This is a genomic window from Kribbella sp. NPDC058245 (genome assembly GCF_042882005.1).
GTDB lineage: Bacteria > Actinomycetota > Actinomycetes > Propionibacteriales > Kribbellaceae > Kribbella.
The window spans coordinates 137541-163974 of record NZ_JBHVWY010000010.1; the positions used below are offsets into that span (position 1 = coordinate 137541).

At 67.6% G+C, this 26434-nt stretch carries 23 protein-coding genes; 14 read left to right on the top strand and 9 right to left on the bottom strand.

The window, feature by feature from the left end; translation table 11 throughout:
- Positions 1–2: 2 nt before the first annotated feature.
- The 5 genes from ACFVWG_RS23630 to ACFVWG_RS23650 form a co-directional block, all read right to left on the bottom strand.
- Positions 3–3326 (bottom strand): hypothetical protein, encoded by a 3324-nt coding sequence (locus ACFVWG_RS23630; protein ID WP_391545541.1) that lies wholly within the window; start codon positions 3324–3326, stop codon positions 3–5.
- Between the two features lie 25 nt (positions 3327–3351).
- Positions 3352–3852, bottom strand: coding sequence for a G/U mismatch-specific DNA glycosylase (gene mug, locus ACFVWG_RS23635; protein WP_391545542.1), 501 nt, complete (start codon positions 3850–3852; stop codon positions 3352–3354).
- 126 nt (positions 3853–3978) lie between these two features.
- Positions 3979–4653: a hypothetical protein gene (locus ACFVWG_RS23640; protein WP_391545543.1), complete on the bottom strand. Its 675-nt coding sequence runs from the start codon at positions 4651–4653 to the stop codon at positions 3979–3981.
- Positions 4653–4943: a hypothetical protein gene (locus tag ACFVWG_RS23645; protein ID WP_391545544.1), complete on the bottom strand. Its 291-nt coding sequence runs from the start codon at positions 4941–4943 to the stop codon at positions 4653–4655. Before ACFVWG_RS23645 ends, ACFVWG_RS23640 begins: the two co-directional genes overlap by 1 nt.
- Positions 4940–5263, bottom strand: a complete 324-nt coding sequence (locus ACFVWG_RS23650; RefSeq protein ID WP_391545545.1) for a hypothetical protein — start codon at positions 5261–5263, stop codon at positions 4940–4942. The genes ACFVWG_RS23645 and ACFVWG_RS23650 overlap by 4 nt, the downstream gene beginning before the upstream one ends.
- Positions 5264–5352: 89 nt before the next feature.
- Between ACFVWG_RS23650 and ACFVWG_RS23655 the strand changes: the two genes are divergently transcribed.
- The 7 genes from ACFVWG_RS23655 (at position 5353) to ppdK (ending at position 16224) form a co-directional block, all read left to right on the top strand.
- Complete coding sequence (locus ACFVWG_RS23655) at positions 5353–5889, top strand: hypothetical protein (protein ID WP_391545546.1); 537 nt, start codon at positions 5353–5355, stop codon at positions 5887–5889.
- A 10-nt stretch (positions 5890–5899) separates the two neighbouring features.
- Positions 5900–7060, top strand: coding sequence for a serine/threonine protein kinase (locus ACFVWG_RS23660; protein WP_391545547.1), 1161 nt, complete (start codon positions 5900–5902; stop codon positions 7058–7060).
- 49 nt (positions 7061–7109) lie between these two features.
- Positions 7110–7817 (top strand): Clp protease N-terminal domain-containing protein, encoded by a 708-nt coding sequence (locus ACFVWG_RS23665; protein ID WP_391545548.1) that lies wholly within the window; start codon positions 7110–7112, stop codon positions 7815–7817.
- 10 nt (positions 7818–7827) lie between these two features.
- The gene (locus ACFVWG_RS23670; protein ID WP_391545549.1) at positions 7828–9099 is read left to right on the top strand and encodes a serine hydrolase domain-containing protein; all 1272 of its coding nucleotides are present in this window, start codon (positions 7828–7830) and stop codon (positions 9097–9099) included.
- 44 nt (positions 9100–9143) lie between these two features.
- Positions 9144–10541: an ATP-binding protein gene (locus ACFVWG_RS23675; RefSeq protein WP_391545550.1), complete on the top strand. Its 1398-nt coding sequence runs from the start codon at positions 9144–9146 to the stop codon at positions 10539–10541.
- On the top strand, positions 10541–12505 hold the full coding sequence (locus ACFVWG_RS23680) for a VWA domain-containing protein (RefSeq protein ID WP_391545551.1): 1965 nt from the start codon (positions 10541–10543) through the stop codon (positions 12503–12505). Before ACFVWG_RS23675 ends, ACFVWG_RS23680 begins: the two co-directional genes overlap by 1 nt.
- A gap of 1064 nt (positions 12506–13569) precedes the next feature.
- Positions 13570–16224, top strand: coding sequence for a pyruvate, phosphate dikinase (gene ppdK / locus ACFVWG_RS23685; RefSeq protein ID WP_391545552.1), 2655 nt, complete (start codon positions 13570–13572; stop codon positions 16222–16224).
- Positions 16225–16254: 30 nt separating this feature from the next.
- Here ppdK and ACFVWG_RS23690 read toward each other — a convergent pair whose 3' ends face one another.
- Entirely contained in the window at positions 16255–17343 is a 1089-nt protein-coding gene (locus tag ACFVWG_RS23690; RefSeq protein WP_391545553.1) for a lipocalin-like domain-containing protein, read from the bottom strand.
- Between the two features lie 100 nt (positions 17344–17443).
- Between ACFVWG_RS23690 and ACFVWG_RS23695 the strand changes: the two genes are divergently transcribed.
- The 4 genes from ACFVWG_RS23695 to ACFVWG_RS23710 all read left to right on the top strand — a co-directional run bounded on the left by ACFVWG_RS23695 (position 17444) and on the right by ACFVWG_RS23710 (position 20522).
- Positions 17444–18088 carry a TetR/AcrR family transcriptional regulator gene (locus ACFVWG_RS23695; protein WP_391545554.1) on the top strand — a complete coding sequence of 215 codons (645 nt, stop codon included), beginning with the start codon at positions 17444–17446 and terminating at the stop codon, positions 18086–18088.
- Positions 18089–18129: 41 nt separating this feature from the next.
- The gene (locus ACFVWG_RS23700; protein ID WP_391545555.1) at positions 18130–19284 is read left to right on the top strand and encodes a Fic family protein; all 1155 of its coding nucleotides are present in this window, start codon (positions 18130–18132) and stop codon (positions 19282–19284) included.
- Between the two features lie 9 nt (positions 19285–19293).
- Positions 19294–20076, top strand: a complete 783-nt coding sequence (locus ACFVWG_RS23705) for a class I SAM-dependent methyltransferase (RefSeq protein ID WP_391545556.1) — start codon at positions 19294–19296, stop codon at positions 20074–20076.
- A gap of 161 nt (positions 20077–20237) precedes the next feature.
- On the top strand, positions 20238–20522 hold the full coding sequence (locus ACFVWG_RS23710) for a YciI family protein (RefSeq protein WP_391545557.1): 285 nt from the start codon (positions 20238–20240) through the stop codon (positions 20520–20522).
- Here ACFVWG_RS23710 and ACFVWG_RS23715 read toward each other — a convergent pair.
- Positions 20519–21736 carry a hypothetical protein gene (locus ACFVWG_RS23715; protein WP_391545558.1) on the bottom strand — a complete coding sequence of 406 codons (1218 nt, stop codon included), beginning with the start codon at positions 21734–21736 and terminating at the stop codon, positions 20519–20521. The genes ACFVWG_RS23710 and ACFVWG_RS23715 overlap by 4 nt on opposite strands.
- A gap of 160 nt (positions 21737–21896) precedes the next feature.
- Between ACFVWG_RS23715 and ACFVWG_RS23720 the strand changes: the two genes are divergently transcribed.
- A complete protein-coding gene (locus ACFVWG_RS23720) occupies positions 21897–23423 on the top strand; it encodes a helix-turn-helix domain-containing protein (RefSeq protein WP_391545559.1) in 1527 nt (508 codons plus the stop codon).
- On the opposite strand, the gene ACFVWG_RS23725 is transcribed toward ACFVWG_RS23720, so the two are convergent.
- Positions 23357–24661 (bottom strand): MFS transporter, encoded by a 1305-nt coding sequence (locus ACFVWG_RS23725; protein WP_391545560.1) that lies wholly within the window; start codon positions 24659–24661, stop codon positions 23357–23359. The genes ACFVWG_RS23720 and ACFVWG_RS23725 overlap by 67 nt on opposite strands.
- 86 nt (positions 24662–24747) lie before the next feature.
- A complete protein-coding gene (locus ACFVWG_RS23730; RefSeq protein ID WP_391545561.1) occupies positions 24748–25299 on the bottom strand; it encodes a winged helix-turn-helix domain-containing protein in 552 nt (183 codons plus the stop codon).
- A 76-nt stretch (positions 25300–25375) separates the two neighbouring features.
- On the opposite strand from ACFVWG_RS23730, the gene ACFVWG_RS23735 reads away from it, so the two are divergent.
- Both ACFVWG_RS23735 and ACFVWG_RS23740 read left to right on the top strand, forming a co-directional pair.
- Positions 25376–25981, top strand: a complete 606-nt coding sequence (locus tag ACFVWG_RS23735; protein ID WP_391545562.1) for a RibD family protein — start codon at positions 25376–25378, stop codon at positions 25979–25981.
- A 48-nt stretch (positions 25982–26029) separates the two neighbouring features.
- Positions 26030–26407, top strand: coding sequence for a nuclear transport factor 2 family protein (locus ACFVWG_RS23740; protein WP_391545563.1), 378 nt, complete (start codon positions 26030–26032; stop codon positions 26405–26407).
- The last annotated feature ends 27 nt before the right edge of the window (positions 26408–26434 follow it).

Consider the following 26434-nt stretch of genomic DNA (forward strand, 5'->3'; position numbering starts at 1 on the left):
CATCAGGTCTCCGTCGCGGTAACCGTCTCCAGCGCTGCCTGCCGTACGTCGGCCACCGGGTGGTTGCGCAGGGCAACCAGAAGTTCACGCCACACCGGCGCCCACCCGGTCCGCCGCCCGGCCTCCGCGATGATCGTCCAGGCAAGCAGGCCGGCCATCAGCTCCGGCAACTGCGCCAGTGAACGAGCGGTCGGCTCGAGCTGCTCCGGCGTCCACTGAGCGTCGTACCGGTTGAGCCGGGCGCCGAGTCTGGTTGCGGTGTTGTAGGCAACGATCGGCCGCTCGGCGACCGCCTCGACCAGTTCGGGGAGCTCGATCGCGAGCTGGTCCCAACCGATCCCCTGGACCAGTAAATCCAGTCGGAGGTCGAGCAGTTCCGGACTGTCCAGCTCGGCCGCGATGACCTTGAGCGTTTGCCGGACGTCGGTCGGCTTGCCATGCAAGGCTCGGATCAGCCGCGCACCGAGCGCGGTCAGACGCTGGCGCGCTGGATGATCGCGGTGCGGCAGCGCGTTCGGCAGGCCGGGATCGCTCTCCGCCCGAACCAGCAGCCGGACGGCTGCCTGCAGTTCGTCGAGCCCAAGGCTCGGGTCGGCGGCGACGACCGCGATCAGCGCGGTGGTCGCCTCACTCCAGACCTTGGAGTTCAGGTCGGAGATGAAGCCGGCGCAGACGGGTGCCACCGAAGGACTCCACGATGCCCAGCGCGGTAGCGCGAGCAAGGCACTCCGGACCACCTCAGGCTCGGGCCGGTTGGTAACCGCCACCACCAGCTCGGCGTACCGAGACCGGTACTTCGTGGCCAGCCCGTACGCCGGTCGATGCGTCAGCGCGATCGCGGTGGCGTCACTGTCGTGGACCGCGTCCTGCAGCAACGCCCAGCTCGCGGGCTCGTGCAGCAGGTAGAGCGACGCGGAACTGGTGATCGCGGCTCGGACATCCCGATGCGCACCGGCCCAAGCATCAGCCAGTACGGCGCTCGCCCCCGGCGCGCGTAGTGAGCCAAGCAGCCGCGCGGCCTCCTTGCGGGAGGTCACCTTCGCGCCCTCACTGCTCAGGATCGGATGCAAGACGCCGGGCAACACACTCGGTCGAACGAACCGAGTCGCCCGGCTGACGGTGTACATCGCCACCCGCGCGCGATCGTCACCGGCATGGGCGAGCAGGATGGGCAAGGCGTCCTGCGGCGAGTCGGTCCAGGCCAGGCCGGCCAGTGCGGCCTCCTGGAGCAGGACATTCTCGTGCTCAAGGAACGGTTCGAGCGCGGCGCGACCGGCGTCGGGGATGCGGCCGAGAGTGGACACGGCCTTCACGCGCAGCCACTCGGGCATGCGCTGATCGGCGGCCGCTTGGGCGACAAGTTCGGCGTACCGGGCGCGCTGGCGGGGGAGCCAGGCCTGGAGCGCGCGACCGGGAACTTCCCAGTCGGGGTCGTTGCGGTCGAAGCGGTGGATGCGCTGCGGGTTGGCGAGGACGACGTCGAGGAGGTCGGTGCGTAGTTCGGTGACGGCGCCCCAGACGTGCGGCCACTGGGCCATGCCGACGTCCCGGCTGATGATCTGCTCAACGCGCTCGGCGCGGGTGTCGCGGCGCCACAGCCAGAGTTCACACGCCTCGCCGACGGTGTACTCCTGGTTCGACCAGACGCCCTTCTCGAGTGCGTCCTGCAGGTGCTCGATCGTCCAGCCGCGCTTGTCGAAGGCGCGGGCGATCGCGAACGGCAGCCGGAACTCGTTGCGGGCCACGGCATCGTCGACATACTTGCGCAGTACGTCGTACACCGGGAGTTCCTGGCCGCGGGGGAGGCCGTCGATCACGCCGTAGAGCATGAACGTGCCTTGGTTCTCGGTGATCCGGGCGTGCGCCTGCAGACCCCATTCGAGCAGGCCCGTTCGGTTGCGCGCAGCCCCTTGTTTGATCGCGGTCAAGGCGATCTGGGCGAACTCGTGGCGGGTCCCGTACGACGTGTCGCGGGCTTCCATGACAGCGGTCAACAGAGTTTGGAGCGGCTCGACGGCTTGGTCGGTCAAGGTCGACGGCGGCAGTTGACCAGCTGCCCACACGACCGCCTCGCGCACCGGATCGCGGTCGTTGCGAACCCTGGTTGCCCACGACAAGGCGGAGACGACGGCGTCGGGCTGACGCGAGTAACCTGCGGCGGCGAGCACGGCGCGGTACACCTCGGCCCGGTCCTTGGCCTCGGGGCGACGGATGTCAGGTTCGAGCAGGGCGAAGGCTTCGTCGTATGGGAGAAACGCGATCATCTCCCAGCGCCTGCGGTCGTCGTCAGCGATTGGACGGAGGGTGAGCATTCGGCGAGCCTGCTCGAACCGCACCTGGTGCGGGAGGAAATGAAGAAGCCAGGAGGGGAGGATGACCTGGCTCAGGTCGACGGACTTGGTGATGCCCGTGAAGACGGTCGTGCGGCGGCTCGGTGGCAGGTCTTTGAGAAGGTGAGTGGGGTCCGGCCACATCAGCTCACCGAGAGCGATCAGGTCGTCGTCGGGGTAGCGGTTGAGCCTGCGGCGGACGGCCGGGGTCAGCGCGCGCTGGAGGATGGGCGCGCGCTCGGGCTCGAGGAGGAGTTCGAGGACGAGCGGATCGATGTCGATCAGCCGGCCGAGGACGCTGGTGATTGCCGTCGGCAACTGACCGTCGGGGAGTGCGCGGATCAGCAGGTTGGTGGCTCGCTGCGGGTCCTCGTCGAGCATGCCGGTGACACCGAAGGCGGGGCCTTGCCACCACTCGTTTCGGTCCGGGCTGGTCGGGAGGGTGGCCAGCGCGTGGTCGTAGACGGGCTTCGGGCGCCTTGTGCCCAGGCGACGCCACTCGCCGCTGCTGAGGCAGTACGCCAGGTCAGGGAGGAGGCGCGCGACCGTCTCGTCATCGGTGGCGATGAGGAGGGACGCGGCGGCCTGGTCACCCCAGCGTTCGCGGTGCTCGTCGATCAGGCGGGTGGCGAGCAGAGTGCGGCCGGTCTTGCGGACCACCTGCAGGAGCTGACCGCGGAGGGAAGCGGGAGCGTCGTCGTACAGGATGCGTAGCTCGTCGTCTGAGACCGGTACGCCGTTGCCGACCGCGGCGAGGGCGCGGGACTGGACGGACGGGATCGGGTCGTTGAGGAGCCGTGTCACATAAGCGACGTCGCGAGTCGCTTGCGCGATGGTCAGACCGAGGGTGCGTTCGAACGGCGTGCCGGTGGCGAGTTCACCGAGGAGGGACTGCAGGTCAGCGGGGCTCAGGCCGCGGGACTCGGTGACGACTCGGCGCTGGCGCTCGCCGTACGGGAGGTTGTCGATCGACCGGAGCAGGTCCTGGGCACGCATGGGTCCATCCTGCCTAATCACGGAGTCAACTGACGTGCTCGAGCTCGGCGAACGCGGCGGCGAGCTTCGGCAGGGTGTAGTGCGCGTTGAGTCCGCTCGGGTTGGGCAGGATCCAGACCCGGGTGGACCCGATGCGTCGCTCTTGAAGTCCCATCTTCGCGTCTCGCTCGGCGAAGGCATCCCGGTAGGCCGTCACTCCGACGACGGCTAGCCACTCGGGCGCGTACTCCAGCACCTTCTCGGTCAACCGCTCGCCGCCGGCCACCAACTCCGCCCGGCTCAGCTCCCCAGCCTTGGCCGAAGGCCGCTCGGCCACATTGGTGATCCCCAGCCGCCAACTGAGTAGTTCGTCCTGTTCCTCCGGCTTCAGCTGCCGAGGCGTGAATCCACTCTGATGGAGCGCCGGCCAGAACCGGTTGCCCGGCCGCGCGAAGTGATGGCCGGTCTGGGCCGACATCAAGCCCGGATTGATCCCGCAGAACAACACCCGTAGGCCGGGCGCGATCACATCTGGGAGAGGTTGCATGGGGGGAACCGTAGCCAAGCCTGCGCAAGGACAGGACGTATAGGTCTGATACGGCCGCGGGAGCTCGGGGCGGAGGCTCCCGGCGGCGGGTAGGAGACGTATACGTCCTGTCCGTCGGCAGATGGTTCAGTCGTTGTCGTTGTTGAGACCGGCGGGGAGCTGGGAGGCGATGCAGGATCGGGCCACGAAGAGCCAGATGGTTTCGCCGAGGGCGTCGACGCGGATCATCGAGGCGCCGAGGTCGTTGGTGGAGTAGCGGTAACCGCCAGTGGTGGGGAGGGCGAAGCCCACCGCATCGTGGAGACGGCCGGAGCTGTAGTTGCTGTCGATGAAGTAGTTGTAGTAGCCGGTGCAGGCCGACGGGTTGATGCGGACGATGATCGCGCCGTTGCCGGTGTGAGGTGCGGCGTCGAAGTCGCGGCCGAAAGAACGGCGGTGCGACAGGCGGTCGCTGGTGTCGGCGCTGCAGCTGGCGGCGACGGAGGTGGAGCTGGAGGTGTCCAAGGCGCCGGGGACGAGGAAGGCGCAGAAGTTCGAGCCGTCACTGGCGCGCCAGCGGCCGAAGTGGAAGTTGTTTGCCGTCGTCGTATGGACGTCGAAACGGGTACCGGCGATCGCCGTCCCCATGACGTATCCGCACGACTTGTTGGCCAGCCAGCCGCCGGCGGGCATGACCCCGCTGTTGTTGCAGGCGGCGGGCTTGGTGACGTTCCCCTTGGTGACGTACTGGTTGACGGCGTACGCCGGCGACGCCAGAACACACAAGGCGGCGACGATAAGAGCGGCAAGGAGACGCCTCATCAACAGAACCAGCCGTCCTGGACCCAACCGTCGTGGTTGATGTCGCCGTAGGCGAAGCCGAAGACCCATTCGCCGCTGATCTCCTTGACCAGGAAGGTCTGCGGCTTGTGCAGCGTGCCCATCCGGGCGCCGCCGGGCTTCACACGCAGTTCGAGGTCGACGGCGCAGACGGTTTCGCGGACGCCGACGTGACCGTTGGCCGCGTTCGCCGGTACGGCGGTCAGTACTGCACCGGCGACGAGCAGTGCACCGGCCAGCGCGGTCCCGCGGACTACCTGCCGGGCGTTCACCAGCTACCCCATCCGCCGAGGCACTCATAGCGGACGTAGCCCCAGTCGTTCGGGCCGAAGTCCTGGATCGAGGCCCAGCCGTTGTAGACCGGGTGCTTGCCACGGGTGTGGCCGACCTTGTTGCCGTACTCCAGGGTGCGCAGGACGTGCACCGGACCCGGGATCGAGAAGTCGTAGTTCTCGTACATCGTCGCGGACTGGCAGATGATCACCGCGTGGTCGGGCACGTCGACGGCGACCGCGGCCTGGGTGCCGGCGAGCAGTACGGCGCCGGTCACCGCCGCTGCGGTCACCAGGAAGGGGGCGGACTTCCTTGTCATCAGAACCTCCAGAAGGTTGTTATCTGAGATGACGGTAAAACGTGTCACCCAAGATGGCAATACCTGTCATCAGTGGATACAGTGAGCCGATGGGCGCCCGGGCGGAACGCAAGGCTTTCTACGGCATCGCCGAGATCGCGGACGCGCTCGGCCTGAACCGTCAGCTCGTCACGGCCTGGCGCCGCCGCCGCAGTCACGGCATCCCTGAACCCGACGGCGAGCTGTCGTCCGGACCGATCTGGCGCGGTACGACGATCGAGCCGTGGATCGATGTGGTCCGCTCGCAGCGGGACTCCCCGGCTGAGCCGATCAGTCCTGAGCTGGCGTTGAAGGCGGGCCGGAGGATGTTGCGCGTCGCCGCGTTGTTGCTGGAGGAGCCGATTCGGCTCAAGCTGCTCAGCCAGTCGCTGGCCGAGGCGCGCGAACTGCTGCCGGTAGTCGAGGACGCCGCCGACGATTCGCTTGGCCGCGCCGTACGGCAACTGATGTCGCCACTGCGCACAACTGGTGATGATCCGGGCAATCTGCACCGTTTCCGTCGGAAAGTCCTCGCCGAGATGGCCCAGCTGGAGCCCTTGGTGGAACTGGCAGCAGAATCCCTTCCGGAAGCAGACAGTGCGGGTTAGTGTGCGTGCCGTGATCGTCGAAGTACCTGGCTACCGCCTGGCGGAGCCGCTGGGTGCGGGTGCGACAGGGGTGGTGTACGCGGGGGTCCGGCTGGCCGATGGGGGGTCTGTCGCGGTCAAAGTCGTGCATCCGGAGCTGGTCGACCCGCAGTACCGTGACCGGCTGCGCCGTGAGGCCCGGCTGGCTGCTTCCGTTGTGCATCCTGGGGTTGTCCGGGTGCGCGAGGTGGGTGGTGAGCGCGACCAGGCCTGGCTGGTGATGGACCGGCTCAGTGGGCCGGATCTCCAGCAATTACTGGACTCTGAGGGTCCGTTAACGGTTGAGCGCGCGGTCGAACTGCTGGCTGAGGTGGCCGATGCGGTCGACGCTGTTCATCGCGCCGGGGTGATCCATCGCGATCTGAAGCCGGCGAACATCATCCTGGATGAGGGTCGGCCGATGGTTGCCGACTTCGGGGTTGCGCGGCAGTTGGCGAGTCTCGAGTCGACTACTGGACTGGACCTGAGTGGCGATGCGTGGTTGCACAGCGGTACGCCGTCCGGTCCGTCGCTCGGGTCGATGGCTGGAACCGTTGCCTACATGGCGCCTGAGCAATGGCGCGGCGAGCCGGTCTCACCTGGCACTGACGTCTACGCCCTCGGCGGCACGCTCTACGCCTTGCTCACCGGTCGCCGCCCGTACGAAGGTCGCACGCTCCCTGAACTCGCGTACGCCGTCGCGATGCTCCCGCCGCCAACCACCTCCACGCCGTACGACGAGGTGATCGCTCGAGCGATGGCCAAGTCACCTGCCGATCGCTACCCAACCGCAGCCGCCTTCGCCGCCGCCCTCCGTGCAGCAGGAGATGGGGGCGATGTGAAGGTTTCGAGTTCTCGATGGGGCCGGCGGCGGGTTGTGGGGGTGGCGGCTGCTGGTGTTGCGGTGCTGGGGGTAGCGGTTGCTGGGGTGTTGCTGCACGGGCGGCCGGGGGCTACTGAGCAGCTGACGGTTTGTGCTCAGGATGCGACGGTGCGGGATGCGCCGCGGAGCAAGACGGTGGTGGCGACTGTCTATCGCGGCGATCGGTTGACGCCGATTGCGGAGCGGGACGGGGAGCGGTGGGTGCATGTGCGGCTGCCGGACGGGCGGACCGGGTGGTCGTTGACGGACTACGTGCGGCACAACTGCTGATCGTCAACCCGGGGTTGACGCGGCGAGGTTGTCAACCTACGGTTGACGCATGACTCCTGGACCGGACCTTCAGCAACTCATCAACACCATCAAGGACGACGCCGGCAGTGATGACGAGCTCGTTCAGCTCGGTACGGCGGCGTCCACCATCAGCGAATTGACCAGCACCGGCGATGCGGCGCTCGGGTTCTTCGTGGACCGCGCTCGCGGAGCCGGCAAATCGTGGGTCGAGATCAGCTCGGTGCTCGGCGTGAGCAAGCAGGCGGCGCACAAGCGGTTCGCGGACTCGTGGAGTACGACACCGCAGTTCGACCGCTTTACCCAGCGCGCGGCGCACGTCGTACAGGCGGCGACCGAGGTTGCTCGCGGGCGTCACCACAACTTCGTCGGTACCGAGCACCTCCTGCTCGGGCTCTTCGCCGAGCCGGAGTCGATCGCGACCAAGGTCCTCATCGGACATGGCATCACCGAGGAGACCGTGCGCGCAGCCGTCGACGAACTGAGCCCGGCCGCCGAGCCAACTGACGGTTCGGGGCCGGTCGAGGCGCCGTACACGCGCCGGGCTGCCCACGTCCTGCACGGTGCTGTGGCGGAAGCGCTGACACTCGGCCACAACTACGTCGGCACCGAGCACCTGCTGCTCGCCTTCTATCGCGACGCCGGGACGGTCGCGGCGAAGGTGCTGCTCGGGCAAGGTTTGGATGAGCAGAGTGCATGGAAAGACGTGCGAGTCCTCCTGGACCAGTACTCGAAGTAAGTTGGGCCGCATGCCTGACTGGTCTGCGCGATTGAGTGAGTTGGCGGCCGCGGCCCAGGTACCGGGCGCGGTGCTCGGGATCTGGATCGACGGCGAGATGACGATCGCGCCGTACGGCGTGCTGAACGCCGCGACCGGTGTCGAGACCACCGCCGACTCGCTGTTCCACCTCGGTTCGATCAGCAAAGCGTGGACCGCGACGATGATCGTCCAGCTGGCCGAAGAGGGCCGGCTGGACCTCGACGACGCCGCCGTCAAGTTGTTGCCGGAGGCACCGATCGACCGGCGGATCACCGTCCGTCACCTGCTCACCCACACCAGCGGGATCGACGGTGACGTCTTCACCGACACCGGCCGCGGCGACGACTGCGTCGAGCGGTACGTCGCTCTCCTCGCCGATGTGGAGCTCCTCTTCGAGCCCGGTACGGCGTATTCGTACTGCAATGCTGGTTTCGTCGTACTCGGCCGCATCATCGAGGTGCTCGACAACCGCACCTGGGACGCATCGCTGCGAGCCCGCATCATCGACCCGCTCGGTCTGACCCAGACGGTCACGCTCCCCGAAGAAGCGATCCTGCATCGCGCCGCGGTCGGTCACCTCGACACCGACAGCTCTCGGGTGAAGCACTGGCAGCTCCCACGCAGCCTCGGTCCGGCCGGGCTCATCGCCGCCTCGGCTGCCGACGTACTGACGTTCGCTGTCGAGCATCTGACCAATTACCCCCAGATGCGGGAGCCGCAGCATCTCGTCGTCGGCGGATCGGGTGGGTTCGCTGACCTCGGTCTCGCCTGGCGGTTCTACGACTGGGACGGCCGCAGCCTGTTCGGTCACGATGGCTCGACCGTCTCCCAACTCGCCTACCTCCGCGTCGCCCCCGAGGCCCGGCTGGCCGTCTGCTTGTTGACCAACTCCGGCAACGGCGACTCGCTCTTCGCAACCGTCGCGACCGAGGTCTTCACCCACTACCTCGGCGTCGCGCCCCCGCCGCCGGCCGAACCCGTCGATGGTCCGATCGACGATCGCCACGTCGGGCGGTACGAACGCGCCGGCGTCCGCTTCGATGTCACGCGGGCCGACGACCACCTCGTGGTGGCGTATCAGGCCACGGGCGATCGGCTGGCCGTGGCCGAACAACCGACCGTCACCTATCGCGCCTACCCGGCGAATCCGGCCGACGGCAACCATTTCGTCACCCGCAGTACGCCGGCTCATCCGTGGACGCCGCTGGTCTTCACCGGAACGCACCTGATCGGCTCGGGGCGGGTGACACCCAAGCGGTGAGATACCGCTCTCGACTTTTGGGTGATGCGAGCTAACGTCGTGACGTGACCAGTGCACCTGCTGAACTTCCTCGTACGGCTGGTGACCTTCGGGCCGCCGGCTATCTGCCTCGGTCAGTCAAGACCGAGCTTCGTGACAACCTGCTGAAAGAGCTCCGGGCGGGACGTGATCCCTGGCCCGGCATCGTCGGATTCACCCGGACGGTGATTCCGCAATTGGAGCGTGCCCTGATCGCGGGGCACGACGTCGTACTGCTGGGTGAGCGCGGCCAGGGCAAGACCCGGCTGCTGCGCACCATGGTGGGACTGCTGGACGAGTGGAGCCCGGTGATCGAGGGGGCCGAGCTGCCCGAGCATCCGCTCGAGCCGATCACGCCTGCCTCGATCCGGCGCGCGGCCGAGCTCGGTGACGAGCTGCCGGTGGCGTGGCTGCACCGCAGCCTCCGGTACGCCGAGAAGCTGGCGACCCCCGACACTTCGGTGGGCGACCTGATCGGTGACGTGGACCCGGTGAAGGTTGCCGAGGGCCGCAGTCTCGGTGACCCGGAGACCATTCACTTCGGCCTGGTACCGCGGGCGCACCGCGGGATCGTGGCGATCAACGAGTTGCCGGACCTTGCCGAGCGCATCCAGGTCGCGTTGCTGAACGTGATGGAGGAGCGCGACATCCAGGTCCGCGGGTACACGCTGCGGCTGCCGCTGGACGTGTTGCTGGTGGCAACGGCCAACCCGGAGGACTACACCAACCGCGGCCGGATCATCACGCCGCTGAAGGACCGGTTCGGCGCGGAGGTGCGGACGCACTACCCGCTCGACATCGAGGCCGAGGTCGACGTGATCCGGCAGGAGGCCGAGCTCACGGCTGAGGTCGGGGAGCCGCTGCTCGAGGTGCTGGCGCGGTTCGTCCGGCACCTGCGCGAGTCGCCGGCGATCGACCAGCGGTCGGGTGTTTCGGCCAGGTTCGCGGTGGCGGCGGCGGAGACGATCGCCGCGGCGGCGCTGCGTCGTTCGGCGATTACGGGTGAGGAGCCGGCAGTGGCGCGTCCGGTCGACCTCGACGCGGTTCCCGCCGTACTGCGGGGCAAGCTGGAGTTCGAGCCGGGGGAGGAGGGGCGTGAGATCGAGCTGCTCGAGTACCTGATGCGTCGCTCGGTCGCCGACACGGCTCGGGAGCGGTTCGCCGGTCTCGACCTGGCCCCGCTGGCCGATGCTGTTGCCAACGGCAACCTTGTCACCACGGGTGAACGAGTGCCTGGCAAGGACGTGCTGGCTGCGTTGCCAGAGCTTCCGGTGCTGCACGATGTCGCAGCCCGGGCCGGGGTGCACGCGGACGAGTCGCCAGGGCGGATCGCGGCTGCGGTCGAGCTCGCGCTGGAGGCGCTGTACCTGTCCAAGCGGGTGGCCAAGGACGCCGACGACGACACCACCATCTACGGGGCCTGATGACTGCTTCGATCCCGGAAGGCTGGTCCTACGGGCCGTGGCACGACGGGCCGGATCCGCTGGCGGCGCCGGTGGACCTGCGTGACGCGCTCGACGAGATCGGCCGCGATGTGATGAACGGGTCCTCGCCGCGGTCCGCGCTGGAGGAGTTGCTCCGGCGCGGCACGCAGCGGACGCAGGGCCTTGATGATCTGACCCGCCGGTTGTGGGAGCGCCGGCGGGAGATCCAGCGGCGGCACAACCTGGACGGCACGCTGCGCGATGTGCAGCGATTGCTGGATGAAGCGTTGGAGGCGGAGCGGCGCGAGCTGTTCCCCAACCCTTCCGACGATGCGCGGTTCCGCGAGGCACAGTTGGACGCACTTCCTTCGGGTACGGCGGCCGCCGTACGGGAGCTGTCGTCGTATGACTGGCAGTCGTCGGAGGGGCGCGCGAAGTACGAAGAGATCCGCGAACTGCTCGGGCGGGAGTTGCTCGGGTCGCGGTTCGAGGGCCTGAAGGACGCCTTGCAGCAGACGACGCCGGAGGACGTCGAGCGGATCAACGAGATGCTCGGCGATCTGAACGCGCTGCTGGCTGCGCACGCGCAAGGTCGGCCTGATGTGCCTCAGTTGTTCGAACAGTTCATGGCCAAGCACGGGGAGTTCTTTCCGGAGAACCCGCGCACGGTCGAGGAGCTGATCGACGTACTGGCTGCCCGGGCGGCCGCGGCGCAGCGGATGATGAATTCGATGACGCCTGAGCAGCGGGCCGAGTTGGCCGAGTTGTCGCAGCAGGCATTCGGGAGTCCGCAGCTGGCTCAACAGTTGGCGCAGCTGGACTCTCAGTTGCAGTCGTTGCGGCCGGGTGAGGACTGGTCCGGGTCGGCCCAGATGAGTGGTGATGATCCGCTCGGTCTCGCGGAGGGTGCGCGGGCGATGTCGGATCTGGCTGAGCTGGATGCCTTGGCCGAGCAGTTGTCCCAGTCCTATCCGGGGGCTCGGCTGGAGGACATCGACCTGGATGCTTTGACCCGGCAGTTGGGTGATGAGGCGACGGTTGATGCTCGGCGGTTGAGTGAGCTCGAACGGCAGCTTCGGGACCAGGGGCTGCTGGAGCGGGCGCCGGATGGGTCGCTGCAGTTGTCGCCGAAGGCGCTGCGGCAGCTGGGTCAGACGGCGTTGGCCGACGTACTGCGTTCGGCGCGTGGAAACGGTGAGCGGGACGCGGCGAATGCCGGAGCTGCTGGTGAGCTGAGCGGATCGACGCGACCGTGGCAGTTCGGCGACACCCAGTCGTGGGACGTGTCGCGGACGGTGCGGAACGCCGTACTGCGGACTGCCGGTAGCTCTAGGCGCGGTTCGGTGCGGCTCGACGTGGCGGATGTGGAGATCGCCGAGACCGAACACCGGGCGCGTGCTGCTGTCGCGTTGCTGGTCGACACGTCGTGGTCGATGGTGCAGGAGAACCGCTGGCTGCCGATGAAGCGGACAGCGCTCGCGTTGCATCAGCTGATCTCGACGCGGTATCGCAATGATGCGCTGCAGCTGATCACGTTCGGCCGGTACGCCGGGGTGATCGAGTTGCCACAGCTGATCGGCATGGAGGGCACGTGGGAGCAGGGCACCAACGCTCACCACGCGCTGCTGTTGGCCGGTCGGCATCTCCGTCGGCATCCCGACGCGCAACCGGTCGTCCTGATGGTCACCGACGGCGAGCCGACCGCTCACCTGGAGCCGGACGGTACGGCGGAGTTCTCCTACCCGCCCGAACCGGCCACCCTCCGGAAGACGATCTTCGAGGTGGACCGGCTCGCGAAGCTCGGCGCCACCGTGAGCATCTTCCGCCTCGGCGACGACCCTCGGCTGAACGCCTTCGTCGACCTGCTCGCCCGCCGCAGCGGCGGCCGAGTCCTGGCACCCGACGTGGACGGCCTGGGTGCGGCCGTCGTCGGCGACTACCTCCGAACCCGCCGCAAGTTCTGATCCGGACCGCCACGTGACTGCGCCCGCCACGTGACTGCGCCCGCCACGTGACTGCGCCCGCCGCAACCCGGGCGGGCGCAGTTCGTCGTCTTGCCCAGCGATCCGGACCGCCACCACTCATCAACCCCGCCATTGCCATCCCCCAAGCCCCACCCCAAGCGTGCGCCCGCCATCACCCCTCCCCTTAGTGAGTGCCAGCGGTCCGCCCCACCCGCTAGTGAGTGCCAGCGGTCCGCCCCACCCGCCACCATCCCCGCACCCGAGCCCGACCCCACCGTCCCCCGGCGACTGACGCCCCTGTGCCCCGTGACTGAACCCACCGTGCCGCTGCGAGTGGTGCGACCGTGCTCCGTGAGTGGATCCACCGTGCCGCTGCGAGTGGTGCGACCGTGCTCCGCGAGTGGATCCACTGTGTTGTGCTCACTTGAGTGGAAGCAGTGTGTCGTTGGAATCCGATGTCCGGCGGCACGGTTCGCACACTCGGGGTTCGTAGAGCGTGCGTTGAGTGGGTTCAGTGTGCGGGGAGGGGTAAGGGGGAGGGGACGCGGCGGGCCTGCCGGTGCGGTGGGTTGCCCCTTGAGCCAGAGGGTTGCCCCCTGAGATTTTCAATGTGCAACCCCCCAACCGGAGGGATAACCACTGAGATGGAGGGTTCGCCGAGGGCCGCCAAGCGGGGATGCGGACACTCGGTGGTGGGCTTGAACAGGTACTGCCTTGTCCCGGGCCACCAGTTCTTGTTCACGCCCCCGGGTAGGCGCCCACCTTGCGGGCGGGCTCGCTGGGTCGAGGGGGACGAAACCCGGCCGGCACCCCGCGGAAACGTCATCGATACCTGTGGGCTGCGATTCATCGTTGAACAGGCCGATTGTCCTGCGTTGTCAAGCAGGTAAGGGCTTTCCGTCCGGTCGCCTGTGGGCAGCGTCACGTCAGCATTGTGAGACCAGTGTTCAACTGGACTGGTTTTCTGGCTTACTCTGAAGGAACGCCCACGCCAGTGAAGTCGAGGGGCCAGCGGGCCACCGCACCGCGTCTCAGCAGCATCACCCGCACCCCAGGGAGTGAACGTGCCGAAACTCGTCTACGACTTCGCCGAAGGCAACAAGACCATGAAGGAGCTCCTCGGCGGCAAGGGTGCGAACCTCGCCGAGATGACGAACCTCGGTCTGCCGGTGCCGCCCGGATTCACGATCAGCACCGAGGCCTGCAAGGCGTACCTGAGCACCGGCTCGGTCCCGCCGGAGCTGGCCGACGAGATCGACCACCATGTCGACGTACTGCAGCAGAAGATGGGCAAGAAGCTCGGTCAGGCCGACGACCCGTTGCTGGTCTCGGTTCGCTCCGGTGCCGCGGTCTCGATGCCCGGCATGATGGAGACGGTCCTGAATGTCGGCCTGAACGATGACTCGGTCAACGGTCTCGCGCACCAGTCGGGCAACCCCCGCTTCGCGTGGGACGCGTACCGCCGGCTGATCCAGATGTTCGGCAAGACGGTGCTCGGCATGGAGGGTGATGTCTTCGAGGACGCGATCGAGGCGGCCAAGCAGGCCAAGGGCACCCGCAACGACCTGGACCTCGACGCCGGCGACCTGAAGGCGATCGTCGAGACGTTCAAGCAGGCGGTGCTGGACCACACCGGCCGCGAGTTCCCGCAGGACCCGCGAACCCAGATGGACCTCGCGATCGAGGCCGTCTTCGGCTCCTGGAACTCGGAGCGCGCGATCCTCTACCGGCGGCAGGAGCGGATCGCCACCGACCTCGGTACGGCGGTCAACATCTGCTCGATGGTCTTCGGCAACCTCGGCATGGATTCGGGAACCGGTGTCTGCTTCACCCGCGACCCTTCCACCGGCCAGCCCGGTGTGTACGGCGACTACCTGCAGAACGCGCAGGGCGAGGATGTCGTGGCCGGCATCCGCAACACGGTCCCGCTGGCTGATCTCGAGCAGATCGACAAGACGTCGTACGACGAACTGCTGGCGATCATGGCCAAGCTCGAGGGGCACTACCGCGACCTGTGTGACATCGAGTTCACGGTCGAGCGCGGCAAGCTGTGGATGCTGCAGACGCGAGTCGGCAAGCGGACCGCGGCGGCGGCGTTCCGGATCGCGACCAGCCTGATCGACGAAGGTGTGATCGACACCGACGAGGCGCTGAAGCGGGTCAAGGGTGCGCAGCTGGCGCAGTTGATGTTCCCGCGGTTCGACGCGGACGCGGACACGGAGCTGCTCACCAAGGCGATCGGTGCGTCGCCGGGTGCGGCCTCGGGCAAGGTCGTGCTGACCTCGGCCGCCGCGGTGGCGGCAGCGGAGAAGGGCGAGAAGGTCATCCTGGTCCGCCGTGAGACCAACCCGGACGACCTGCACGGCATGATCGCGGCGCAGGGCATCCTGACCAGCCGCGGCGGCAAGACTTCACACGCGGCGGTGGTCGCGCGCGGGATGGGCAAGACCTGTGTCTGCGGTGCCGAGGAGCTCGAGGTGAACGTTGCCGAGGGCACCATTTCGGTCAACGGCAAGGTACTCGACGCCGACGCGACGATCTCGATCGACGGCACCACCGGTGAGGTCTTCGCCGGTGAGGTGCCGGTGGTCGCGTCGCCGGTCGTCCAGTACTTCGAGGGTTCGCTGGACGCCGAGGCCGGTGACGAACTGGTCGCCTCGGTACACCGGCTGATGACACATGCAGATGAGGTACGGCGTCTTGGCGTCCGCACCAACGCGGACACGGCCGACGACGCGGCCCGGGCCCGGCGGTTCGGTGCTGAGGGGATCGGGCTGTGCCGGACCGAGCACATGTTCCTCGGTGAGCGCCGCGAGGCGGTCGAGCGGCTGATCCTGGCCGACGACGACGCCGAGCGCGAAGCTGCCCTGGCTGAGCTGGAGCCGCTGCAGCGCGGCGACTTCCTCGAGCTGCTGAGCGCGATGGACGGCCTGCCGGTGACGATCCGGCTGATCGACCCGCCGCTGCACGAGTTCCTGCCGTCGATGGAGGACCTCGCGGTCAAGGTCGCCCTCGCGAACGAGCGCGGTCAGGACCCAGGCCGCGACGCGACGCTGCTCGCCGCGGTCCAGCGGTTGCATGAACAGAACCCGATGCTCGGCCTGCGCGGCGTACGGCTCGGTCTGGTCATCCCAGGCCTGTTCGCGATGCAGGTGCGAGCGATCGCAAGTGCCGCGGTCGAGCTGAAGCACCAGGGCAAGGACCCGCAGCCCGAGATCATGATCCCGCTGGTCGGCGCCGTACAGGAGCTGCACCTGGCGCGCGACGAGGTGACCAAGGTACTGGCCGACGTCGGCGTCGAGTGGAGCATCCCGATCGGCACGATGATCGAGCTGCCGCGCGCCGCGGTGATCGCGGACCAGATCGCCGAGGCGGCCGACTTCTTCTCGTTCGGTACCAACGATCTGACCCAGACCACCTGGGGCTTCAGCCGTGACGACGTCGAGGGCTCGTTCTTCTCGCGCTACCTGGAGAAGGGCATCTTCGCGGTCTCGCCGTTCGAGTCGATCGACGTCGAGGGTGTCGGCGCCCTCGTCCGGACGGGTGTCGATCGCGGACGGGCCACCAAGCCCGACCTCAAGCTCGGCATCTGCGGCGAGCACGGCGGCGACCCCGACAGCGTCCACTTCTTCCACGAGGCCGGGCTCGACTACGTCTCCTGCTCGCCCTTCCGGATCCCTATCGCCCGTCTCGAAGCAGGCCGCGCCGCCCTCGACTGAAGCTGCTCGCAAGCGCGTCCCCGACGACAGTCAGGGGCGCGCCTTGCCGAAGTACATGAGCTCCCACAGGGCGTCGTCGACGTGGCTCTCGACGAGGTTGTCGCCCTCGTAGTGCTCGATCCGGACCTCGCCGACGAAACGCAGGTAGGCGCCGTCGAAGCCGGCGAGCTTGGCGGCGAACCGCTTCGGAGGCGTCAGGTTGTCCGCGAACTTCACCGTGGACAGGTCGGAGTGGCGCGTGTAGGTGACGACGTACCGCTCGTCGCCATCGGTGTAGGTGTAGCGGGTGACGTTCGCGACCGGTTTGCCGGTCTCGGTGTCGGTGTAGCTGCCGAGCTCCTCGAAGGTCACCTTGCTCTTGTCGTCGGCGATCAGCTTCCCGTCCCGGGCGAGCATGAAGACCGGCAGGGTCGAGTAGCCGTACTGCTTCTCGGCGGTGATGTACGACGCGATCACGGAGTACGGGCCGGCCGAGCCGCGAGCCCAGTACCAGTGGTGCATGAGCTTGAGCATGAGGGTGTTGCCCCAGTTGTGGTCGTGGTAGCCCACGCCCGTCGTGGTGCTGCTGCGGCCGGCCAGGCTGTACGTCGCCTCGACCCGGCCCTCGGGCACCGAGGGCAGCCAGGCGAAGATCTGCTCGCCGTCCTCGCCGAACAACCAGTGCCCGGACTCGGGGCGCCAGGCCGGCACCGTTCCGGTCAGGGTGACGTCGACCTCCACGTCCTCGGCCTTGGCGCGGATCGTGTACGTGTGCAGGTCGCCGGCGAAGACGTTCTCGCCGATCCGGACGTCGCAGGTGTCCGTCGAGGCCGAGAAGGTGCTCGCGTCGAACTCGGCCAGCTTCTCCACGGTGGTGCCGTCGGGAAGGGTGAGGTCGATCCGGATCATCGGTGCGAGCGGTTTGCCGATCGCGGTGAACTCCTTGGTGAAGAAGACCACGACCAGCTTGGCGCCGTCGTCCAGGTGGGCGTCGAAGTACCACCACTCGTAGCTGCCCGGACCGCCGTCGGTCCGCAGGCCGTCCTCGTGCGGCTTGATCGCGCCGGGCTCGATCCCGAATCGCGCGTAGTCCTGCGGGGTGCTGCCCATCCTGGCCGGGCTGATCTGGTCGCGTGTCATGGCGCTGCTCCAAGGGTGTGTTTTAATATCCAACCGTCTATTAATCTGCCACAATCAGCATGCGCCGACCGCCCACGACTCGGCAAGTAGGAGAACTGTGATGGTGCAGACACGCGGCCGTGGCCGGCCCCGGTCAGGTGAGGGGCTCGAGGTCGGCCCGCTGCTGCAGGGTGCGCTGGAGGCCTTCGCGGAACAGGGGTACGACGGGATGTCCGTCCGCGAGTTGAGTCGGCGGCTCGGGGTGAGCCACGCCCTGCTGACCGCGCGCTTCGGCTCCAAGGAGGGGCTGTGGTTCGCGGCGATGGAGCACGCCCTGGCCGTCAGTGAGCGGTCCTGGCGGCAGCTGGCCGTCGACTCCGCGCTGGATGACCTCGAGGCGCTTCGGCAGGCGGTGGTCGCGCAGCTGATGTTCGCGGCGGCGCATCCGGAGGTGCTCAGGATCATGAGCCACGAGGGCGCCATCGACAGTCCCCGGATCCGCTATGTCGTCGACCACTTCGTCAACCCGCTGCGCCCGCTGGTCGAGCAGCGGATGCGGCGCCTGGTCGCGGCCGGCCGGATCCGCGAGGTGCCGTACGCGACTCTCCATTACCTGGTCGTCCAGGGTGGCGGCGCTCCGTACGCCAGCCCGGTCGAGACCGTACTTCTCGGTGGTCCCGTGCAACCGAGCGAGGAGGAGGTCCGCCGTCATGCCGAGACGGTCGCCGACCTCATCGTCGCCGGCCTCACTCCTCACCCCGCCTAGCCGTACTGACGTAATGATTACGTCATTCTATTATTGCCTTCATGTTGTACCCCACTCCTGCGCTCACGTCTGAGGACCAGCGCGTGCTCGATGACATCGAGCGCATGCGTGAGGCCCTTCGGCACCAGGTGCACGCGAGCCCTGCGAAGTGGACCGCCGGCCTGCGAAAGTTCCTCACCGCGGACGCTGTGGCCGCGTCGAACTCGATCGAGGGTTTCAAGGTCGCCACGGTCGACGTCGAGGACCTCATAGCGGGTGAGCGGGATGTGGAGGTCTCGGAGGAGAACCGTGCGGAGACCCTCGCCTACCAGCGAACGATGTCGTATATCCAGGCCGTCCCCGATGTCGCGGACTTCAGCTACAGCAAAGGCCTGCTCAACGCCTTGCACTGGATGCTTCAGGGGCACCGCCATGGTCCGCGCAAACCGGCCGGACAGTGGCGCCGGGGCCCGGTCTACGTGACTGATGCCCGTGACCCGAGCATCGCCGCCTACACCGCGCCCGAGGCCGAGCAGGTCCCGGGGCTGATCCAGGAATTCGTTGACTGGCTCAACGTCGAGGACGGCACCCATCCGTTGGTGCGGGCAGCGATGGCGCACCTGCACCTGGTGTCCATCCATCCTTGGGCCGACGGCAACGGCCGGATGTCTCGCTCGCTGCAGACGCTCCTGATTGCACGGGAAGGTGTCCTTGCTCCTGAGTTCTCCTCGATCGAGAGTTGGCTGGGACGGCCGGGCAATACCTGGGACTACTACCGCGAGCTGAACAGTCGAGGCAGCGAGTACCTACCGGATCAGGACGTCTCGAGCTGGCTGCGCTTCAACCTCACGGCCTATCACCAGCAAGCGCAGACGGTCCAGAACCGACTGGACCGGTCTGCTCGGGTCTGGGAGGCCCTCGCCGTCCACGCGAGAAGCAGCGGACTGGACGAGCGGATGGTGACTGCCCTGCATGACGTGGCCATGGCCGGCCGCGTCCGGCGCTCCCGCTATGAACATGCCGAGGGCCTCAATCTGCAACAGGCTCAACGTGATCTCCGCGATCTTGTCGCTGCCCAAGTCCTTCAGCCCGTTGGGCGTACGCGAGCCCGCTACTACATCCCGGGCTCCCGCTTCCCTCAGTCGGTCTTGGACGTCGCCAGCGAGCCCGCGACTCTTACCACTCCATATCTCGGTCGGCAGGGTTCGTCGGCGTAGCGTGGAACGGTGAGCCGGGAGACGCTGCGCCAGACCTTCACTGAAGATGCCGAGCTGTACGACCGTGTGCGGCCGGACTACCCGCCGAGCCTGTACGACGATCTCGGTGGACTGTTGAGGGTCGCCAAGCCGAGTGTGCTGGAGATCGGGCCTGGGACCGGTCAGGCGACTCGGCCGATGGTCGAGCGTGGGTGGTCGGTGAGTGCGGTGGAGTTGGGGGCCGAGCTCGCGGCAGTTGCTCGGCGCAATCTGCCGACGGTGGATGTCACGGTGGCCGACTTCGACACCTGGGAGTTGCCGGAGCCTACGTTCGACCTCGTCCTGTCGGCGACTGCGTTCCACTGGCTCGACCCGGAGACGCGGGTACGGCGGTGTGCTCAGGTACTGCGGCCGGGTGGCGTGCTGGCGGTTGTGTCGACGCATCACGTGGCTGGTGGGAGTGAGCGGTTCTTCGTCGATGTGCAGGAGTGCTACGACCGGTTCACCGACGATCCGGAGAAAGGCGGATTGCCGGCGGCGAGCGCCGTACCGGAGGACTCGAGTGAGATCGACGCCTCGGGCTTGTTCGGGCCGGTGACGTTCCGGCGGTACGAGTGGGAAGTGGTCTACTCGGCCGACGAGTACCTCGAACTTCTTTCGTCGTACTCGGGTCACCGGGCCTTGACAGCGGAGCGGCGTGACGGACTGTACGACTGTGTCCGCGCTCTCATCAGGGCGAACGGCGGCGCGATCACGAAGCGTTACCTCACTCAACTTTCTGCTGCAGTTTCTCTTAACCAACCCCTTGCGTAGTGGGTCTCCAGGTGGTGAAAATAGCCGGGCGGGAAGGGAGTGCACCGTCGACTTTCGGGTCTGACTCGAACCAGCCGCTGTGGCGGCTCGTGGCTCCCTCTCCCGCACCAAATCTTCTTGTGGACAAGGCCGTACCGCACCCTCGTTGTAGGGTTTGGGGTATGGCCTTTTTCGTGGTGCAGCTGCAGTTCGACCTCGCCGAGACCGATGAGCGGCTGGCGGTTCGTCCGGCCCATCGGGAGTACCTGGACGAGCTCAAACAAGCCGGCAAGTTGGTAGCCGCCGGACCCTTCACCGACCAGACCGGCGCACTCCTCGTGTACAACGTCGCCGACGAGGCAGAGCTGCGCGACATCCTCGCCAAGGACCCCTACACCCCCGCCGAGGTCTACCAGCTGGCACTCCTGACCGAGTGGCAGCCGGTGCACGGATTCGGTGACGCTTAGACCTCAGCGCCTTCCAGGTTCAGGTGGTCGACGTAGGCCCAGAGCCAGACCAGCGGGGCGAGGACGAGCTCCGGATCGCCGTCCTCGTCACCGATGAAGATCATCGAGGCGTCGCCGTTCGAGATGTCCTGGACGACCGCCTCGCAGGCCGCGATCGCGGCTTCGAAGATCAGCACCTCGGGCCCGTTCTCCCAGCGCGGCTGGGGGAGCGGGAGCACGGGCGCCTCGTCGGTGCCGTCGAGCTCGACCGAGACCTGCTGCAGCTCCTCGTACAGGTCGAAGGTGATCAGGCCGGCCAGCGGGCGTCCGTCGTACCCGATCAGGTAGGGGTCCTCGACGCCGCTGCGGAAGTTGTCGCGCAGCTCCGGTAGCGCAGCCGCCAGATCGGGTGCTTCCAGGTACGGCGCCTCGTCCAGCTCGTCGTCTTCCTCGACCTCGGCCTGGCCGCTGCGCATCTCGTCGAACTGGTGCAGCAGTCCGTTCAGCTCGTCGTACGCGTCGCTGCCGGGTGACTTCTGCGCCATCCCCTCCAGGGTGCGGAGGTGGTCGATCAGGTCGTCCTCGAAGTGCAGTTCGTACCGCGGCAGGCCGGGCTCGCGGCCGGCGTTGATCTGCGCGACGAGCTGGGTCGAGATCGGGCCGAGGCGCTCGGCCAGCACCTCGAGCGGGGTGGTCGGCTTCTCCTCGTCGTCGTGCGCGCAGGAGTCGTCCTCGACCGTGGTGCCGCCGTCCATCGCGAGCAGCACCTGGAACGCCGGGAACGCGAGCAGCGCCGCGGTCGCCATCATCCCGTCGCCGATCAGCATCAACGGGTTCCCGCCGGCCTCGGTACGGCGCAGGTGGTCCGGCATCAGGACCGCGGCCTGCTCGACGTTGACCTGGCTGGCCAGCGACGACAGGCCGTGGTCGGAGTCGACGCCGAGCAGCTCGATCAGCCGCTCCGAGCTCATGTCGAAGTTCGAGCGCAGGTAGTAGCGCAGCCAGCCCGCGTCGACCGGGTTGCCGAGCAGGTCGGCGATCCGGGAGCGGAAGTCGGCGAGGTCGGCGATCGCGAGCACGACCAGCACCGGCTGGTCGCCGTCACCGATCACCAGCGGCCGGGTGTCGCCGTCCTGAAAACCGTCGATGACCTGGTGCAGACTGTCGGCCGCTGCATCCAGCGGCCAGGCCTCCGCCTCGAATTCGTTCACCACCGCGGAGGTGTCGTCATGCATGTGCTGGTCCTCTCCAGTGGCGGCGGGAGTTGGGCAAGTGTAGGCGGCTTCCGGTCCTCGCCCGTCCGGGGGGCGGCGTCCACCCTCGAAGTGACATTGGCTACCCTGACAACGGCGGGTCGGTGAAGGGGTATCTCACATGTGAGATATGGTCCGGCGCATGACTGACGACTACCTGAGCCGGATCGGCAATCTCATCCGGGACGCCCGTAAGCACCGCGGCTGGACCCAGTCGCAGCTCGCGGAAGTACTGAACACCAGCCAGAGCGCGGTGAACAGGATCGAAAAGGGTCATCAGAACCTCACCCTCGAGATGCTCGCCCGGATCGGCGAGGCCCTCGACTCCGAAATTGTCTCTCTCGGTGGCGGTCCGGTCCACCTCCGTGTCGTCGGTGGCCGCAGATTGTCGGGATCGATCGACGTCAAGTCGTCCAAGAACGCCGGGGTCGCACTTTTGTGCGCGAGTCTGCTCAATAAGGGACGCACCACGCTGCGCAAGGTGGCCCGGATCGAGGAGGTCAACCGGCTCCTCGAGGTACTCAACTCGATCGGCGTGAAGACCACCTGGCTGAACGACGCCGGTGACCTGGAGATCGTGCCGCCGGCCCATCTCGACCTCGGTGCGATGGATGCGGAAGCGGCACGTCGTACCCGCTCGATCATCATGTTCCTCGGCCCGCTGCTGCACCGTGAGGACACCTTCCAGCTCCCGTACGCCGGTGGTTGCGACCTCGGCACGCGGACCGTCGAGCCGCACATGACCGCGCTGCGGCCGTTCGGCCTCGAGGTCAAGGCGACCGCCGGCGAGTACCACGCGATCGTGAACCGGGCGGTCACGCCGGCCAAGCCGATCGTGCTGACCGAACGCGGCGACACCGTCACCGAGAACGCGCTGATGGCGGCGTCCCGGATCGACGGCGTCACCGTGATCCGGAACGCGAGCTCGAACTACATGGTCCAGGACCTCTGCTTCTACCTCGAGCTGCTCGGCGTTCAGGTCGACGGCGTCGGCTCCACCACGCTGACCGTGCACGGCAAGGCCAACATCGACGTGGACGTCGACTACGCGCCGTCCGAGGACCCGATCGAGGCGATGAGCCTGCTCACCGCGGCGATCGTGACCGGCTCAGAGGTCACGATCCGGCGGGCGCCGATCGAGTTCCTCGAGATCGAGCTCGCGCTGCTCGAGGAGATGGGGCTGGACTACAGCCGCACCGACGAGTACCTGGCCGAGAACGGCCGGACCCGGCTGGTCGACCTGACCACCCGCCCGTCGCAGCTGCACGCGCCGATCGACAAGATCCACCCGATGCCGTTCCCGGGCCTGAACATCGACAACCTGCCGTTCTTCGCGGTGATCGCGGCGACGGCGACCGGTCAGACGCTGATCCACGACTGGGTCTACGAGAACCGCGCGATCTACCTGACCGACCTGAACAAGCTCGGTGGCCGGGTCAAGCTGCTCGACCCGCACCGCGTGATGGTCGAGGGCCCGACGCACTTCTCCGGCGCCGAGATCATGTGCCCGCCGGCGCTGCGGCCGGCGGTCGTCACGCTGATCGCGATGATGGCGGCCAAGGGTACGTCGGTGATGCGCAGCGTCTACGTGATCAACCGCGGCTACGAGGAGCTCGCGACCCGGCTCAACTCCTTGGGCGCGCAGATCGAGACGTTCCGCGACATCTGATCGGTCGGTAGGTCCCGCCGGCGCCGGATCGGTGAGAAGTAGAGCACCGATGCGGCCAGCGGGACCCCAGCCGTGGTGATCCAGAGCGCTGCCTCGATGCCGAGCCAGGAGGCGAGGCTGCCGCCGAGGAGTGCGCCGAGCGGGATCGTTCCGTAGTTCACGAATGACGCCGTCGCGCTCAGCCGGCCGCGCAGGTCGGGCGGGCAGTAGGACTGCAGGAAGGTCGACTTGACCACGTTGCCGCCGACGACGCCCGCACCGACGCCGAAGCCGCCGATCACGTAGAGCGCGGGGCTGAGCTGGGCCAGCGGGATGAGCAGGGCGAGTGTCGGTAGGCCCAGTTCGCAGAGCAGCAGTGCCCGCGCGTTGCCGAAGCGGGCGGCCAGGCGGCGGCCGACGAACGCGCCGACGACTCCGCCGCTCGCCGCGGCCGCGACCAGTACGCCAACCGTGCCCGGGGTTAGGCCGACCGTGCGGACCAGGAAGACCACGACGATCGCCTGATAGCCCATCAAGGCCAGGTTCGAGATCGCGCCGAAGAGGGTGAGGGTCCGCAGCCAGACGTCGTGCGCGACCAGCCGGATCCCCTCGCGAATCGCACCGGGCTGGCGAGCGGTCGTCGGGTGGCGCTCGCGGAATCGGATCGCGGTCAGGCAGAGAGCGGCGAGTGCGAAGGTCGCCGCATCGACGTACAGGGCGTTGGTCGCGCCAGCGAACTGGACGATCAGACCGCCGCATCCCAGGCCGACGATCTGCGCGCCGGACGCGCTGCCCTGCAGCTTGGCGTTGCCCTCCGCATGATCAGCGGGGTCGAGCAGCGTCGGGAGGTAAGCCCCGTAGGCGGTCTGGAAGACGACGCTAGAGGCGCCGGTCAGCAGTGCGACCGCGAGCAGCAACTGCACCGACAGTAGGCCGGCTGATGCAGCGACCGGTACGGCGGCCAACAGCAGCAGCGAGATGACCGACGTACCGATCATGAGCGGGCGGCGGTGGCGCCGGTCGATCCAGGCGCCGACCGGCAACCCGATCAGCAGCCACGGTGCCCAGGCCGCTGCAGTCAGTACGCCGACCTCGAACGTGCTCGCATCCAGCTCCGAGATCGCGATCAACGGAATCGCTACGCCGGAGATCGCCGTACCGAAGCGGTTGATCGTCTCGCCGGTCCAGAACAGGCGGAAGTCCCGATCTCGCCACAACAAACTCCGCCGATCGCCAGCGTCCGAAAACTCGCCGACCACGCACTTCGTTCCTTCGGACGTTCCGGGTTGGTTGTTGCCAGCGTCCGAAAACTCGCCGACGACGCTTGCGGGTTCTTCGGACGTTGTCATTTTTCCTCCGGGCGTTGGGGGAAGGACTGGAACTGGACCAGGACGCGTTCGGCGTCGGGAGCCGGCTCCAGCTCCCGGTAGCGGTTGACGACTTCGCTGAGCTCGTCGTTGAGGTTCTGGAGCTGCGCCGGCGTAAGGCGCAGGTTGCGCCAGGCGGAGAGCGACGCGGCGGTCTGCCACTCGGTGGGCCAGTCCTCGTCGAGGTACTTGCGGACGTGGCGGTGGTAGGTCTCGGCGAGGTGGCTCAAGTAGACGCGGAGCGCGCCTTTGGTCTCGGGGTCGGCGCTGAACTCGGCCGGATCGAGGGTTGTTGTGCCCTTGGGGACGCGCCACCAGCGCTCGCGCTTGTTGCCGCGCTCGGTGTCCTCCTCGAGGTAGCCGTGCTCGGCGAGCAGACGCAGATGCCAGCTGATCGTGCCGGTGTTCTCGCCCAGCCGGGCGGCGAGCGTGGTCGACGTGGCGGGGCCGTCCACCTCGATCGCGTCGAGGATGTCCATCCGCAAGGGGTGGGCGAGTCCGCGCAGGCTCTTGGCGTCGATGCGTCGCATGATTGCAGAGTAGCCTCTGCAGAGAGTTCTCTGCAATCCCCCGGAACTGTCGGTGGTGAGTTCTAGCGTTCGGGGTATGCGGCCTCATGTGGTGGCTCAGGTGGCGGTCTCGCTGGACGGGCGGACGGCCGGATTCGACGCGGACTTTGCCCGGTACTACGCGATGGCGACGCTCTGGCAGGAGGACGTGACGCTCGTCGGTGCGGACACCGTGCTGGCGCAGGAGAGCGTCGTACGGGCTGTTGAGCGTGTTGGCCCACGGGAGGCTGGGCCGCTGCTGGCGGTGGTGGACAGCCGGGCGCGCGTGCGCGAGTGGGATGCGTTGCGGGCGCTCGGCCATTGGTCTGACGTGCTTGCCCTGTACGCCGATCAGACGCCGGCTCGACCACCTGACGCGACCACCCGGGAGCTCGTCACCGGGTATGAGCAGGTGGACTTCGAGGAGGTGCTCGATGAGCTGGGGAAGCGCGGTGCGCGGGTGGTTCGGGTCGAGTCCGGTGGCGCGCTGATCGCCGTACTGCTGGAGCTTGGGCTCGTCGACGAGCTGGCGCTGCTCGTGCATCCCGTGATCGTGGGTGAGGGCGCTCCCTGGTGCGGTACGACGGGGGTCCGGCTGGAGCACGCGGGGACCGAGGTGTTCAAGGGCGGGGTGGTCTGGTCGCGGTACTGCGTTACCTCTTGACTTAACTGGGTACACTGTACGAAGTTTCTTCGAGAGGGGAGTTCCGGCTTGTCCGAGGCGAGTGTGCGGGAGTGGTTCGAGCGGTACGACGCGTTGGCGGCGGCGCGTGATTACGAGGGGATGGCGGACCTGGCGCTGTTCCCGCTGAACGAGGTGACCGACGACGGCAAGGGCAACGGGAGCGCGACCCAACTCGATCGGGCGGCGTACCTGGCGCAGATGGAACAGGTCATGGGCGGCGGTGGTGACGTCACCTTCGAGACGACGCGCACGCCGCACTTCCTGTCCGACGACCTGGTCTTCGTGATCACCGACGGCACGATGACGTACGACGGCAACACCCAACCGGTCCGGTACGGCGACCTGCTCGTGAAGGTGGCCGGGGACTGGAAGTTCCAGTCGATGGTGCAAGGCGGTTGGGGCTAAAACTGTCGGTTGCGGCCGTTACTGTGA